The 14,619-nt window shown below is 41.2% G+C and carries 15 protein-coding genes; 3 read left to right on the top strand and 12 right to left on the bottom strand.

Annotated elements, in window-relative coordinates; translation table 11 throughout:
* Positions 1-37: 37 nt before the first annotated feature.
* Positions 38-967: a ribonuclease Z gene (rnz, locus tag MHH68_RS10805; RefSeq protein WP_144462775.1), complete on the bottom strand. Its 930-nt coding sequence runs from the start codon at positions 965-967 to the stop codon at positions 38-40.
* Positions 968-1,188: 221 nt separating this feature from the next.
* Here rnz and zwf point away from each other — a divergent pair, with 221 nt between their 5' ends.
* Positions 1,189-2,664, top strand: a complete 1,476-nt coding sequence (gene zwf / locus MHH68_RS10810; protein ID WP_058014740.1) for a glucose-6-phosphate dehydrogenase — start codon at positions 1,189-1,191, stop codon at positions 2,662-2,664.
* A gap of 46 nt (positions 2,665-2,710) precedes the next feature.
* Here zwf and MHH68_RS10815 read toward each other — a convergent pair whose 3' ends face one another.
* From MHH68_RS10815 to MHH68_RS10860, 10 genes are all read right to left on the bottom strand, one after another.
* Positions 2,711-3,433, bottom strand: a complete 723-nt coding sequence (locus tag MHH68_RS10815; protein ID WP_003215808.1) for a GntR family transcriptional regulator — start codon at positions 3,431-3,433, stop codon at positions 2,711-2,713.
* 153 nt (positions 3,434-3,586) lie between these two features.
* Positions 3,587-4,993, bottom strand: coding sequence for a glycoside hydrolase family 1 protein (locus tag MHH68_RS10820; protein WP_339163025.1), 1,407 nt, complete (start codon positions 4,991-4,993; stop codon positions 3,587-3,589).
* Positions 4,977-6,323 carry a PTS cellobiose transporter subunit IIC gene (gene celB / locus MHH68_RS10825; protein ID WP_012010487.1) on the bottom strand — a complete coding sequence of 449 codons (1,347 nt, stop codon included), beginning with the start codon at positions 6,321-6,323 and terminating at the stop codon, positions 4,977-4,979. Before celB ends, MHH68_RS10820 begins: the two co-directional genes overlap by 17 nt.
* A gap of 25 nt (positions 6,324-6,348) precedes the next feature.
* On the bottom strand, positions 6,349-6,681 hold the full coding sequence (locus tag MHH68_RS10830; protein ID WP_339163027.1) for a PTS lactose/cellobiose transporter subunit IIA: 333 nt from the start codon (positions 6,679-6,681) through the stop codon (positions 6,349-6,351).
* 3 nt (positions 6,682-6,684) lie between these two features.
* Positions 6,685-6,996, bottom strand: a complete 312-nt coding sequence (locus MHH68_RS10835) for a PTS sugar transporter subunit IIB (protein WP_061408468.1) — start codon at positions 6,994-6,996, stop codon at positions 6,685-6,687.
* Positions 6,997-7,139: 143 nt separating this feature from the next.
* Positions 7,140-7,925 (bottom strand): SDR family oxidoreductase, encoded by a 786-nt coding sequence (locus MHH68_RS10840; RefSeq protein WP_144462769.1) that lies wholly within the window; start codon positions 7,923-7,925, stop codon positions 7,140-7,142.
* A gap of 13 nt (positions 7,926-7,938) precedes the next feature.
* The gene (locus MHH68_RS10845) at positions 7,939-8,787 is read right to left on the bottom strand and encodes a GRP family sugar transporter (protein WP_180310791.1); all 849 of its coding nucleotides are present in this window, start codon (positions 8,785-8,787) and stop codon (positions 7,939-7,941) included.
* Positions 8,788-8,906: 119 nt separating this feature from the next.
* The gene (gndA, locus tag MHH68_RS10850; protein WP_058014734.1) at positions 8,907-10,316 is read right to left on the bottom strand and encodes an NADP-dependent phosphogluconate dehydrogenase; all 1,410 of its coding nucleotides are present in this window, start codon (positions 10,314-10,316) and stop codon (positions 8,907-8,909) included.
* 98 nt (positions 10,317-10,414) lie between these two features.
* Entirely contained in the window at positions 10,415-11,659 is a 1,245-nt protein-coding gene (locus MHH68_RS10855; protein WP_339163028.1) for a DNA polymerase IV, read from the bottom strand.
* A 146-nt stretch (positions 11,660-11,805) separates the two neighbouring features.
* A complete protein-coding gene (locus MHH68_RS10860) occupies positions 11,806-12,798 on the bottom strand; it encodes a carbon-nitrogen hydrolase family protein (protein ID WP_339163030.1) in 993 nt (330 codons plus the stop codon).
* A gap of 180 nt (positions 12,799-12,978) precedes the next feature.
* Between MHH68_RS10860 and MHH68_RS10865 the strand changes: the two genes are divergently transcribed.
* The gene (locus tag MHH68_RS10865; protein ID WP_003215677.1) at positions 12,979-13,260 is read left to right on the top strand and encodes a hypothetical protein; all 282 of its coding nucleotides are present in this window, start codon (positions 12,979-12,981) and stop codon (positions 13,258-13,260) included.
* Between the two features lie 66 nt (positions 13,261-13,326).
* A complete protein-coding gene (locus MHH68_RS10870) occupies positions 13,327-14,106 on the top strand; it encodes a membrane protein insertase YidC (RefSeq protein ID WP_339165789.1) in 780 nt (259 codons plus the stop codon).
* A gap of 36 nt (positions 14,107-14,142) precedes the next feature.
* Here MHH68_RS10870 and MHH68_RS10875 read toward each other — a convergent pair whose 3' ends face one another.
* Positions 14,143-14,607 (bottom strand): chemotaxis protein CheW, encoded by a 465-nt coding sequence (locus tag MHH68_RS10875; protein WP_058014731.1) that lies wholly within the window; start codon positions 14,605-14,607, stop codon positions 14,143-14,145.
* Positions 14,608-14,619 lie beyond the last annotated feature (12 nt).

The raw sequence follows: 14,619 nt of genomic DNA on the forward strand, positions 1-14,619 counted from the left end.
AAAATCACACAACTTTTCTTGACGTTTCATCCAATTTTTACAGGGTGCGGTCAATGGAAAAAGAAGAGAAATCCTGTGCAGCTTCTGTCAGCGGGAATATATCGCGTGCCTCTTTCAATAGTTGTTTTAGTGCCTCTTCTCCCTGGTAACGTGCACTAATATGGGTCAAAATTAATCTTTTTGCGCCTGCTTCCTGCGCTGTTTTCGCTGCTTGTTCTGTCGTGCTGTGATAATAATTGTAGGCTAGCTCAGCATCTTCTTTACCAAATGTTGCTTCATGGACTAACACATCCGCATCCTTGGCAAGCCTTGTTATATTCTCGCATAAACGGGTATCTCCTGAAAATGCAACGATTCTCCCTTTTTTAGGGGGTTCCAAATAATCGGTTCCATCAATGATTCTTCCATCTTCGAGTGTCACGGTTTCCCCATTTTTTAACTTCTGATACAAAGGTCCAGGTTTTACACCGATTTCTTTTAGATCTTCGGCTTTTAATGCACCTGGTACATCTTTTTCTACTACCCGATAGCCGTAAGCTGGAATCCCGTGAGATACTCTTCTTGCTTCTACTTGAAAGGTATCATCTTCAAATACGATCCCTTCATCTATCTCTATGATATGCAGCGGATATGTCAAATGCGTTTGTGTAGCTGAAAGTGCTGCGTTCACAAACGCTTTGATGCCCTTAGGTCCATAGATCGTTAGTTCATCTTCTCCGCCTTGGAAGGATCTGCTCCCAAGCAGTCCTGGGAGACCGTATACATGATCACCATGCATATGAGTGATAAATATTTTCTCAATCTTTCTCGGTTTAATCGTTGTATGTAATATTTGATGCTGCGTCGCTTCTCCGCAATCAAAAAGCCACACTGCTTTTCTTTCTTCTAAAAGCTTTAGCGCAGTGCAAGTGACGTTTCTAGTTTTCGCAGGAATGCCTGCACCCGTTCCTAAAAAGAGCAGTTCCATTACTTTTCCTCCTAAAGCCGGTATACAATATCTTTATTCATATAGAATACATGAAGACAAGGTAAATGTGAATTCAGCGGAATTTTCGAAAAAAGTCAAACGAGACCAGAAAAAGTCGAATCAAATGTTTGCTTTACGAACAATGAAGCTTTAAAATAAAGAAAATGTACATACATTCTCGGTTTTTACAACAATGCTACGAATAAAGTGAGGTACTTTTCGTGAATACAGAAACTAACAATCCAAAAGCAGTCATTGTCATTTTTGGCGCAACAGGAGATCTTGCCAAACGCAAGCTCTACCCTTCTATACATAGACTTTATCATAGCGGAAAACTTGGCGATCAATTCGCCGTGGTCGGTGTTGGACGCCGTCCGTGGTCTCATGAGGATCTAAGAGCTGTGGTAAAAGAATCTGTTTCTTCTGATGATGCAGAAGCGAAAATAGAGGAATTCAGTTCACATTTTTATTATCACGACTTTGACGTATCAAGCCCTGCTTCCTATCAATCGCTTAACACACTTCTAACAGGCCTTGAAGATACGTACAGTATCCCAAACAACCGGATGTTCTATTTAGCGATGGCACCGGAATTCTTCGGAACGATTGCAAAGTTCCTAAAAAGTGAAGGTGTATCAAAAACAACTGGCTGGTCAAGACTTGTCATCGAAAAACCATTTGGCCATGACTTGCCAAGTGCGAAAAAGTTAAATGAAGAAATTCGAGATGCATTCTCTGAAGATCAGATTTATCGTATCGACCACTATCTCGGTAAACAAATGGTTCAAAACATTGAGGTCATCCGTTTTGCAAATGCCATCTTTGAACCACTTTGGACAAACCGATATATCTCAAACATTCAAATTACATCTAGTGAGTCATTAGGGGTTGAAGACCGGGCCCGCTATTATGAAAGTTCAGGTGCTCTAAGAGATATGGTCCAAAACCATATGCTTCAAATGGTTGCACTTTTAGCAATGGAGCCGCCAATTAAGCTGAATACCGAGGAAATCCGCAGCGAAAAACGGAAAGCATTACGCGCTCTTCGTCCTTTCTCTAAAGATGAGGTCGATCAATTCTTTGTCCGCGGACAGTATGATGCTGGTACGGTTGATGGCGGCATGGTTCCTTCGTATCTTGAAGAGCAAAATGTTGACCCGAACTCAAACACGGAAACATTCGTTGCAGGGAAGCTGCTCATCGATAACTTTAGATGGGCCGGCGTGCCATTTTACATTCGTACTGGAAAACGTTTAGAAAAGAAATCTACTCAAATCGTTGTTCAATTTAAAGACATTCCAATGAACCTGTACTATGGTAACGGAAATTCCATGCATCCGAACTTACTCGTCATTCATATTCAGCCAGATGAAGGTATCACCCTTCACCTGAACGCTCGCAAGCTTGATGGTGGTACATTTGCAAAGCCGATTAAGCTCGACTACCAAACAAACCATAATGACATCATGAATACACCAGAAGCATATGAAAAGCTGATTCATGACTGCTTGCTGGGTGATGCTACGAACTTTGCTCACTGGGATGAAGTGGCGCTTTCTTGGAACTTTGTTGATCCGATTTCTGAAAAATGGGCAGAAAACAAAACATTAAAACCAAATTATCCTGCTGGTTCTATGGGACCGAAAGAAGCCGATCAGCTTCTAGAAAAAGATGGGTATCATTGGTGGAATATATAAAATGATATAAAAAAGAGCAGTCTCCCTTGGGGGTTCTGCTCTTTTTTTAACGTCCTGTTTTCGTAATTTCAACCGTTGAAAAGTCGAACTTATCATAGCGATGATGACTAAAGGAGTACTCAAACGGCCGGCCTGTGTTTAAATAAGCAACCTGTTCGACCTCTAGCACAGGATCCGTTGGGTCACAGCCTAAATATTGCTGGTCTAGCTCGTCTGATTTAGCCGCTCTAATTTTCTTATGCGCGCCTGCCACTTTTAAATTCAAATCATTTGATATGTAGCCATAGATGGATCCCAATAAAACCTCTTCATCTATTCCCTTAATAAGATTGACGGGCATAAACGTTTTTTCTAATACGTATGGCTCCTCGTCCACAAGACGGAGACGGATGATGTCATAAATGGGTGTGGTGGAGTCTATGGATAGGTGGGCTGCCACCTCTTTGCTTGGAAAATGGACATCAAAGTGAATGATTTGCGTCGTGACGTTTTTATCCGCCATGACTTTTGTGAACCCTTTATTTTCATGTCCTGACACATTGATTGCCCCTTGATTGAGCGCTGCCTTCACAATAAATGTACCGTGACCTCTTTTTCTAAAGAGGAGACCTTCTGCTACGAGAAGATCGAGCGCACGCTTCATCGTCATTCGGCTGCATTGAAATTCAGCGGCAAGCGAGTTTTCATCTGGAATGGGTTGATCTTCTGGATAATATGCTGTTCCTATTCGTTTTCTGATTTCTTCTGAAATGAGTTCGTACTTTTTCATCTCACACCACCAACTGACTTGTTTTTTCATAGCTTCCTCTCATTCTACACTAAGCCTAGTGAGCTTAAAAGGTACCAGCCATTTTTGTTTCATCCATTTACCGTCACATAAGAAAAATACTTGCCCTTTTCAAGGAAAGAGCAAGTATCTTGATTAAAAACCGTTATTTTCTGATACCGATTGAAACCAGTATCCACTTTTCTTAATCATACGTTTTCCGTCTTCTTGAAGATCAACTGAGACAAATCCATAGCGATTCTTATAGGCATTCGACCATGACCAGTTATCCATAAAGGTCCACAGATGATAGCCTTTTACATTACTTCCTTCTTGAATGGCTTGATGCACCCATTTCAGATGCTCTGAAATAAAGTCAATGCGGTAATCGTCATGAATCATTCCTTCTTCATCCTTAAACCGCTCTTCTCCTTCAACACCCATTCCATTTTCAGAAATAAAACATTCAATATTATCATAGTCTGTTTGGACTTTTTTCAATATATCATAAATGCCTTTTTCATAGATTTCCCAGCCTCGATACACATTCATTTTTCTTCCCGGCATGTCAAATGCATCGAAATAATGATTTGGCATAAATGGGGCATTTGGATGCGGCATATGCTCTTTCGCCTTCACTCTTCTTGGCTGATAATAGTTGATTCCAAGGAGGTCGACGGTATTCTCTCGAATGAGCTCAAGGTCTCCTTCTTCCATACTCGGCATAAAGCCTTCTTTCTTTAAGACCTCTACTAGTTTCTCTGGGAAATGTCCCTTCACCGCAGGATCTAGGAAGGAACGGTTAAAGAAAGCATCCGCCATCTCAGCTGCTTCTACATCGCGCGGATTCTGGCTTCTCGGATAAGATGGGGTAAGATTAAGGATGATGCCAATCTTACCGCCTTGCTTCAGCTTTTTATAAGCCGCAATCGCCTTCGCATTTGATAAAAGTTCATGATAACCGACCTGTACAGCCTTTTGGAAATCAACTTCGTTTGGATAATGAAAGCTATACATATATCCGCCCTCTACAGGAACGATCGGTTCATTATGGGTAAACCATTTTTTCACCCGGTCGCCAAATAATTGAAAGCACAATTCTGCATAGCTCACATAATCATCTACTACCTGTCTGTTGACCCAGCCGCCTTTTTCCTGCAGCGCCATTGGCATATCGAAATGGTACAGGTTCACAAACGGCTCAATATCATGTGCAATCAATTCGTTGATCACATCATTGTAAAAAGATACTGCTTCTTCATTGACCGCACCTGTCCCTTCAGGTAAGAGACGTGACCATGAAATGGACAATCTGAATGAATTGTGCCCAATTTCTTTCATCAGACGAATATCCTCTTTATATTTTCGGTAAAATTGAGATGTCACATTCGGTCCAACGCCATCAAAAAAACGAGTCGGCTCTTGCTCAAACCAATGATCCCAAATATTCGGTCCTTTTCCATCACCAGGGACGCTTCCTTCTGTTTGCGTGGCAGAGGCAGAAGATCCCCACCAGAAACCTTCTGGAAATGTATATATTTGCTTGTTATTTTCCATCGACATGTATTGAGTCTCCCTCACCTTTGATGTTAGTTGTTTTTGTTTTTTCCGTTGTGGTTATTTTTTCATTTTTCACATTCATACGGTCAATAAACTTCAGGAACGGGAACCAAATGACAAACACGATCATCAGGTTAAACAGCTGAAGAAGACCGCCCGCTAGTGAATTGGTTGCCATGATTCCGCTTATAAAGATCGGCACCGTCCAGGGAATATTCACGCCAGTCGGTGGTGGTACAATGCCTGATGCCATCGCAAAATACGAAATACATGTAATAACCATTGGCGCCAAAATCCATGGAATAAGAATAAGCGGGTTCATGACAATCGGTAAGCCGAAAATAATCGGTTCATTGACGTTAAATAATCCTGGTCCTAAGCCTAGCTTTGCTACCTGTTTTAATTGCTTACTTTTCAGGAAAATTAAAATCGTAAACACGACAGCTAGCGTCATACCGGTTCCGCCCATGCCAACCGTATAAATTTCGATAAACTGCTTGCTGATGATATTTGGAACCTCACCAGTTTTTGTATAGCTCTCTAGGTTTTGAATGGACAACGTATTCCAAATGGGGTCCATGACAGAGTTGATAATAATTTGGCCGTGAAGCCCAAAGAACCAAAGAATTTGTATAAAGAAAACAGCGATCAAGGTAGGAATGATACCGCTTCCAAGTCCGACAAGTGGTGCCTGAATCGCATGATAAATCAAGTCATGCATGTTTGTTTTGAAGCCTTGTGTAATGATGATATTGATCAGTAAAAAGGTTGTGAGTGTCAAAGTAGCCGGGATCAGTGCAGCAAAAGACTTTGAAACAGCTGGCGGAACCCCTTGCGGCATATTAATGACAAATTTCTTTTGGACAAAATAACGATAAATTTCAGCAGACAAAAAGCCTGTGATCATCCCAAGGAACATCCCCTTTGCTCCTAAACGATCGACTGGGATCACGCCTGCAATAGATGCACCGCCTTCTTGTTCTAGTAAAAATGGCGTTAGAAGTAGAAAAGAGGCTAAAGCAATCACGCCGCCAAAGACAGCTTCTACATCATAGCTTTTCGATAAATAGTAGCCAATCCCAAATACAACAAACACACTCATAATGCTGATGGTCGCACTTGGCGCGATATTCAGTGCAGACTGGACGCCTTCCAGTGCGGTTTGACTCATGATTTTATCTAAAAATGGCAAATTCATTAGCACAACCATTATGGAACCAAAAATAGTAAGCGGGAACGCAAGCATAAAGGCATCCCGTAATACACCTAAATAGCGGTTATTGTTCAGTCTCCCAGCAATCGGAACCAAAATGGCACTTATTTTATCAAACATTGGTTTCCCCCCTTGTTTACACCCTTTATTGTTTAAGCGATTGGAAAATCGGCAGGAGCTCTCCCACAAGCTCCTTCATCGTAATAGTCGACATTAAGTGGTCTTCTGCGTGCATGAGCAATAAGGAGAAAGGCGTTTTCCCCCCGCCTGCCTCTTGCTGTACGAGTTGAAAATGGATGCCATGTGCATGACGTAAATCTTCTTCGGCTTCTTTCATGAGACCAAATGCCTCATCTTCTTGACCTTCTCGAAATTGTTTCAGAGATTGAAGCAATTTGCTGCGTGCATTACCGCTGTGTAAGATCAATTGAAAACTGACTTGTTCTTCCGTGAGCCCTTCGAGTGTTTTCTTTTCCATTCTTTACGCTTCCTCCATCAATGAAACGGCTTGTTCATACGCTTTTTGTCCATCGGCAAGCCCATACGCCTGCATATCGATGACCTCTACTGCAATCCCGTATTTTGTTGCTTCTTTTTGAAGATCCCCTTTTAAAAAGCTCATTTGCGGTCCAATTAACACAACATCCGCATTCGCCATTTCTTTCCTCGCTTGATCTTGTCCAACTGCCCAAATTTCTGCCTCGTCCCCTATTGAGTCGGCATGAGCCTTCATCTTTGTAACTAGTAAACTCGTAGACATTCCTGAACTGCATGCTAATAAAATACGTTTCATTTCTCTCACCCCATTGTTGTAATAAAAGCGCTTCCAGTTAATATTATATATTTTTATTTTTAAATGTCTAGACATTTAGAATCATTTGTCTGTATTTTATATAAAAAAGAGCGTATGTGTGTGTACGCTCTTTTTGTTTCTTCTTATCCTTTTCCTGCTTGGAAGCCAGGATACTTTGTCATGCCGCCGTCCACATAGAGCGTCAACCCTGTCACATAGCTCGCCTCTTTTGACGCCAGCCAGACAGCACATGCTGCTACTTCTTCCGGTTTTCCGATATAACCAATTGGGATCAGTTCTATCACGCCTTTTTTCAATGCTGGATCATTAAATTTTTCAGCATTGATCGGGGTATCAATTGCGCCTGGTGCAATGCTGTTTACGCGGATTTTTTTAGGGGCATATTCTAGTGCCAGCGTTTCTGTTAAAAGCTTAGCGCCTCCTTTACTTGCTGCATAATGGACGAAATGCGGCCATGGAATTTGTTGATGGACCGATGACATATTAATGATCGATCCTTCAATTCCATGTTCTGTCATATACTTCAATGCATCACGACAGCCTAAAAACATACCTGTTAAATTGGTGGACATCACTTTGTTCCAATTATCTAGCGTCATCTCCGTTGAAGGGACTTCATTTTCAATTCCTGCATTATTAATCATGACATCAAGACTGCCATATGTATCGACAGCTTGATCAATCATTGCCTTCATATCCTCTTCCTTTGATACATCTCCTTTAATTTTGACAGCCTGTCCGCCACTTTTCTGAATCTCAGCAATCGTGTCGTCTGGGTTTTCTTTGTCGGAGAAATAATTAATTACCACATTGGCTTTTTCTTGTCCAAACCGGCGTGCCATCGCTTGACCTATTCCTGTACCAGCTCCTGTAATCACGACTGTTTTTCCTTCTAAATCTGGATACATTCGTTTTACCCTCCTATTTTGTAAATCCTAATAGCACGCCACCTGCAATGATCATCAAGCAGCCTGCAATGACAAAGCTTGTTCTGGATGCTTTCTCTTTTAATAAGTAAATGCCGCCTAATGTCGAGATAACGATCCCTGTCTGTGACATCGAAAAACTTACGGCGACACCAATGAGCGGAATGGCCAAAAGAAGTCCGAGATTTCCTGTCGACCAAACAAGCCCGGCAATGATATTTTTAAACGTATATTTACTAAACGGGTTCTGCTTAAGACTAATCGCCAAGGATGAAAGCAGCATGCCGACCGATTGCGGAACGAGGGCAGACCAGCCATCAATATGAAACCATCGCAAAATAACAACATATCCGACATAACCAACCGTTGAGATAAGCAGAATCATGATCCCTTTTTTGAAATTGCCCCCACCGTTCCCACCGCCATTCTTTTTTTGACCGAGCGATGTCAGCACAACACCTGCAATAATCAGTAAAATGGCACAAGAACCAATGAGTATGACCGTCATCGTTTGCCATTCTTTGAAGACCATGACGCCAAATAACGTAGTGCTCACAAGCTGCATGCCGGTTGACAAAGGAACCGCCTTCGAGACTCCGAGAAACGCAACACTTGAAAGCTGATTCATTTGTCCAATGCTCCAAAAGATGCCTGAAATGACAGAAACCGCAAAAATAAACGGTGTCAGCTCTGGCATTTTGATGAAGAAGGCTGCAATTGAAAATATAAATGCGCCAAGCGTAATACCGAGGGTTTGCTGGTAAGCATTCCCGCCAAGTTTGACACTGATGAGAACAATACTCCCCCAAAATATCGCTGGGAGAAGTGCATATAAGATGCCCACTTCGATCCCTACTTTCTTTTCTTTTTTACATAGCATCCCTCTTTTTCGCATTTTTAGCCGAAAAGATGCAAACACAAAAAAACCTTACCAAAGGGTAAGGTTTTTCAGTCATTCTATGTTTATTTCATCCATTCTGTATGGAAGATGCCTTCTTTATCTGTGCGCTCATACGTATGTGCACCGAAATAGTCACGCTGCGCTTGAATTAAGTTCGCTGGCAGGACAGCTGTGCGATAGCTATCAAAGTAAGCAAGTGCACTTGAGAATGAAGGAACAGGAACTCCTTGCTCCACTGCAAGTGAAATGACTTTACGAAGAGATGATTGATAGCTTTGAGCAATATCCTTAAAGTAAGGATCAAGCAATAGGTTTTTCAGTTCTGGATTCCGGTCATATGCTTCTTTAATTTGTTGTAAGAAGGCTGCACGAATGATACAGCCACCACGGAAGATCATTGCAATTTCACCGTATTTTAAATCCCAGTTATACTCATCAGATGCTGCTTTCATTTGCGCAAAACCTTGTGCATATGAGCAGATTTTACTCATGAATAAGGCTTTTCTAACCGCTTCGATCAGCTCTTGTTTATTCTCTGCTGATTGTGCTGGCTTAGGACCTTCGATTAATTGACTTGCTTCAACACGCTCATCTTTCATTGCTGAAATGTAGCGCGCGAAAACAGACTCAGTAATGATTGGAAGCGGAACACCTAGATCAAGAGAACTTTGGCTCGTCCATTTTCCAGTTCCTTTTTGTCCAGCTTTATCTAAGATCACATCCACAAGCGGCTGGTTTGTTTCTTCATCCACTTTTGTGAAAATATCAGCTGTAATTTCGATTAAATAGCTGTCAAGCTCACCTTTATTCCATTCTGAGAATACTTCATGAAGCTCCTCTGCTGATAATCCAGCCACATGCTTCAAGATAAAGTATGATTCAGAAATCAATTGCATGTCTCCGTACTCGATGCCGTTATGGACCATTTTGACATAATGTCCTGCTCCATCTGGGCCGATATACGTTGTACATGGCTCGCCATCTACTTTCGCAGAGATCGCTTCTAAAATTGGTTTCACTAGCTCATGCGCTTCTTTTTGACCGCCAGGCATGATCGATGGACCTTTTAGTGCCCCTTCTTCACCGCCAGAAACACCTGTACCAATGAAGTGGATACCACTTTCCGCAAGCTCTTGATTACGTCTTTGCGTATCCTTGTAATATGTATTTCCACCATCAATTAAGATGTCACCTTTCTCTAGGTGAGGAAGTAATGATTGAATGGTTGCATCCGTTGCTGCACCAGCTTTTACCATTAAAAGAATTTTACGCGGTGTTTCAAGCGACTGAACAAATTCTTCGATGCTGTATGTGCCTACAACGTTTTTCCCTTTTGATTCTTGAAGAAATTCTTCCGTTTTGCTGCTAGATCTGTTATAAACGGACACGGAGAACCCGCGGCTTTCAATATTAAGGGCAAGGTTTTTCCCCATAACGGCTAGTCCAACCACACCGATTTGTTGTTTTGACATAATTCTGACGTCCCTTCTAACACACTATATTGATTACTGCTGAAATGATGTACCCTTTGAAATTACCACAACACCACCTCTTTTATCAAGTTTTCAGGCTAGTCATTTCCTCTTTTGTCCTGAAAAAAGTCTTTATTAAAACTTGTTCCACTTGTTTTGCTCTCTTTTTCCTTGATAGTTATCCCTCTTTGAACGAGTGATTTTCCATACTTTTCTTTCAGTCCTTCTAAAATGGTTTGAAGAGGCTCTTCTTTTGCATCTTCTGTATAGGAAAATAAATCAAGCTGTTTAACGGCTGCTTTTCGTTCTACAAGATCTGTCCCCGTCACACCTAAGAGTCTCACAGGCTGGTCATTCCAATGTTTAAGGAATAACTGCCTTGCTGCATCAAATAAATCTTCCTTCCGATCCGTCGAATTCGTGAGGGTGACACTTCGCGTAATATTTTTCCAGCTTGCGTACCGAATCATGATGAGCAGCCGATTTGCCATCACTTCTTTTCTCCTTAACCTTGCACTCACGGATTGTGACAGCTTATCAATTAACGCGACAAGTTCATCTGGATCGTCAGAATCATGAGGAAGGGTTGACGAATTACCGACGGATTTAAAATCGTATATTCTTTCTGGGTCTACGATGCCGTCATGTTCACCATTCGCCTTTTGCTTTAATCTCGGTCCATTGATGCCCAGTAATTCCTTTAGTGTATACTCATTTGCTTTCGCTAAGTCTTCAATGGTATGAATGCCAATCGTTTTCAATTTATCTGCCGTTTTTTGTCCAACTCCGTGCATGTCACCCGCTGGCAGCGGCCATAGCATTTGGGGTACATCTCGTTTACGCAAAATGGTGATGCCCATTGGTTTTTTCCAATTAGACGCCATTTTCGCTAAAAATTTATTCGGTGCAATGCCAATACTTGAAGGAAGCATGAGCTCCTCTACAAGCCTCGTTTGAATATCATGAGCCGTTTTCAACGCGTGCTCGGCATATGGCGTATGCGTTAAATCAATATAGCCCTCGTCGATGGATACTGGCTCGACTAAATCGCTGTATTCTCTTAGTATCGTAAACATCTCTTGTGAGGAGCTTCGGTACCGGTCAAAGTTTGGTGTACGGACAATCAGCCCCGGACAAAGCCGCTTCGCTTCCCATAACGGCATCGGGGGCTTTACACCTAGCGCTCTTGCCTCATAGCTGCACGTCACCACAATCCCTTTACGCTCTTTCGCATTTCCGCTAATGGCTAAAGGTTTCCCTCTCAAAGAAGGATCATACGCCATTTCTACATTGGCATAAAACGCATTCATGTCTATATGAAAAATAATATTTGACATTGGCATAACCCCATTTTCTTCAGTTCCTATATTTTAATCAGAAGTTCCGAATCGATCAAATATGATGAATCTCTTTTATGCTCAATTATACATTGATTTATTTCATCTTTCCTCAAAAAAACCTTCTCTAAAAAAAGAGAAGGTTTCACGAATTATACTTTTTCTTCAAGCATACCATTTTGATATTGAATAGCCTCGTATGTTAACACTTCATTTTTATTGTCATTCAAATGTTTCACAACTGGAGTCGGCTGCTGATTAAAATTCATACTCAAGCTTTGATTGGAGTAGTGGCCAGCTGGATCAATATAATACTTGTAATCAATGACTCTTTCCACATCAATGTCTGCGTATGCAATTCCCTCTGTTTCAGCTGGAACCATATCACTGATCGGTTCTCCATCTGGACCGTAAATGCACGTATGCCCACTCTTAAATGTGTCAAAGTAATCTCTTTGCTCCTGCGTTAAACAAATCATCTCTTTCATTTCTTCCGTATAGATAGAAGAAGTCATCAGCACAAAAGTTTGTGTCGCAATAGCATAATATCTGCTTGAAATTTCATCATCAAAATAACCTGGCCAAGATGCTACATGTACCTGTTCATTTTGAGCATTCATCGCCATCAGATCTAGTGGTACTTGATGCTCCCAGCACATCAATCCGCCAAGATTGCCAATGTCAGTTTGAAAAACGGGCATCATGCTTCCACTTCCATCTCCCCAAATCAGTCTTTCTGCTACAGAAGCTCTCATTTTCCGATGTTTTCCTATTAAATCCCCATTTGGGTTAAACCAAAGTTGAGCTAAATAGAGGGAACCGCCATCTTTTTCACTGCATGATATACAAACGTACGTTTCATTTCTTTTTGCTGCCTCGCTTATTTTTTGGATAGCTAAGCTAGGGATTTCGACTGCATTTTTATATAATTTGTGATAGAACTTTCTTGTATATTCTGAATGACCAATAAAAGCAAACCAAGGATAACCAGGTAAAAATGCTTCTGGGAATGCCACAAGTTTAGCACCATTTGAAGCTGCTTCGTCGATCAGTTCACATGATTTCTGAACGGTTGCCTCCAAATTTAAGTAGATAGGGGCTGCTTGTACCGCAGCTGCTCGAAACTTCGGGTAAATACTTGTCATATTCAAAACCTCCATTTCTTCTATTCCCCCTCATTATAAGATAGGAATGGTGAAGTTTGGATGACAAATACCACTTTATACAAAATAAGGATTTGCACTTAATAAAGAAAACACTTGGTCCTGTTAGACATTTCACAATGTGTATAGTACACTGTGAGTAATGAAATGGATGTGATAATCATGATTATTGATACATTCAATGAAGTCTTTTTCCTTGTTGAATTCTTTACGATTATTCTTCCAGCCCTGACGGCCATAGGCATTGCGTTTTTATTAAAAGACTGCCGTATGAACGAACACCTCGGTGGACATCGTTTGGAAGAGTTGGACGCATCTTTATTGAATCGAACAGACTTTCTGTTTATCATATATGATCGCATTACAACTTGGATTAGTAAAGTCATTCGAATGAAACGATCATCAAACGATGATGAAGACCATTCGCTTCCTCTCTCTAATTAATTTTTTAAAAAATGAGGAGGAAACGAATTGAAACGTTTATTAACGATTTGTACGACTTTATGTTTAATGATGATTGCCTCACCTGCTTTTGCAGCGAGTGGGCAGACAAATGCGAGCTCTGATGGGTTTTTCCATCATTATTTTGTCCAGCCTTTTTCTGAGCTGATCATTTGGCTTGCGAACTTCTTCCATGATGATTATGGTTTATCGATTATGTTCGTAACCTTGATTGTCCGCCTGCTGATTTTCCCTCTTTTTGCGAACCAATTTAAGAAGCAAAGAGTCATGCAGGAGAAAATGGCACTGGTGAAGCCTCAAATTGACGACATTCAAAGCAAATTAAAGAAAACGAAAGAACCTGAAAAACAAAAAGAATTACAAATGGAAATGATGAAAGTATACAAAGAGAACAATGTGAACCCGCTGGCAATGGGCTGTCTGCCTATGCTGATTCAAATTCCAATTGTTCTTGGCTTTTACTCAGCGATCCGTTCAACACCTGAGATCGCAACACATTCGTTCCTATGGTTTAACTTAGGACAAACTGATCTATTGGTCGCGATCTTTGCAGGCGCTATGTATTTCTTGCAATTTTATGTTACGCAAAAGTTTGCGAAACAATCAGGCACCCAGACAGAGGCTGCGCTAAAGCAAGCCAAAGTGATGGGCATGATTTTCCCAATCATGATGCTGTTTATTTCAATTAATGCACCCGCTGCCCTTCCTTTATACTGGATGACAAGCGGATTATTACTCACAGTCCAAACCATTATTTTGAATGTCATGTACCAAAAATCAAAATCAAAAGCTGAGGCAAACGACCAAGCTAGCCCAGCTGCTGAATAAAGAAGATCCCCTTATCATCAGATAAGGGGATCTTCTTTATGCCAATTCTTCTTTTAACCGCGCTGGCAATTGATCGAGATCCTCAATTCTCCCAAGGAACTTATTTGGGTCCACTTGTAAAATCATCTTGTTCTCTCTCTCCACAACGCCGAAGAAGTATTCAGAGGCTTTCGTGTTCATATGAAATGGCTTGATCTCACTTTGCTCGATATCGATAATATCTTTTGCATCCGAGACAAGACAGCCTACCATTTGTTCGTTTAATTCAAATAGCAATACCTTGGACTGCTCGTTCACATCAAGAGGCTTTCCGTGAAGCATCACGCCTGTGTCACTGACAGGAATGACCTCTCCCCTTAAAGACATGAGTCCTTTTATTTCTTTTGGAAGGTTCGATACTTCTTGTAAATAAGGGACCTTCTCAATTGAACGAATATGTTCTACACTGATGCCAAAATCCTCTTGCCCCACTTGGAAAATAATGATCTTTTGCGTGCTCACAGAGTCTCCTGC

This window comes from Bacillus sp. FSL K6-2841 (genome assembly GCF_037976435.1).
GTDB lineage: Bacteria > Bacillota > Bacilli > Bacillales > Bacillaceae > Bacillus > Bacillus pumilus.

Coding starts and splice junctions, on each gene's coding strand:
- rnz (WP_144462775.1), bottom strand. CDS start 967: ATGGAACTGCTCTTTTTAGGAACGGGTGCAGGCATTCCTGCGAAAACT.
- MHH68_RS10815 (WP_003215808.1), bottom strand. CDS start 3,433: ATGAAAAAGTACGAACTCATTTCAGAAGAAATCAGAAAACGAATAGGA.
- MHH68_RS10820 (WP_339163025.1), bottom strand. CDS start 4,993: ATGTCGATGGAAAATAACAAGCAAATATATACATTTCCAGAAGGTTTC.
- celB (WP_012010487.1), bottom strand. CDS start 6,323: ATGTTTGATAAAATAAGTGCCATTTTGGTTCCGATTGCTGGGAGACTG.
- MHH68_RS10830 (WP_339163027.1), bottom strand. CDS start 6,681: ATGGAAAAGAAAACACTCGAAGGGCTCACGGAAGAACAAGTCAGTTTT.
- MHH68_RS10835 (WP_061408468.1), bottom strand. CDS start 6,996: ATGAAACGTATTTTATTAGCATGCAGTTCAGGAATGTCTACGAGTTTA.
- MHH68_RS10840 (WP_144462769.1), bottom strand. CDS start 7,925: ATGTATCCAGATTTAGAAGGAAAAACAGTCGTGATTACAGGAGCTGGT.
- gndA (WP_058014734.1), bottom strand. CDS start 10,316: ATGTCAAAACAACAAATCGGTGTGGTTGGACTAGCCGTTATGGGGAAA.
- MHH68_RS10855 (WP_339163028.1), bottom strand. CDS start 11,659: ATGCCAATGTCAAATATTATTTTTCATATAGACATGAATGCGTTTTAT.
- MHH68_RS10860 (WP_339163030.1), bottom strand. CDS start 12,798: ATGACAAGTATTTACCCGAAGTTTCGAGCAGCTGCGGTACAAGCAGCC.
- MHH68_RS10865 (WP_003215677.1), top strand. CDS start 12,979: ATGATTATTGATACATTCAATGAAGTCTTTTTCCTTGTTGAATTCTTT.
- MHH68_RS10870 (WP_339165789.1), top strand. CDS start 13,327: ATGATGATTGCCTCACCTGCTTTTGCAGCGAGTGGGCAGACAAATGCG.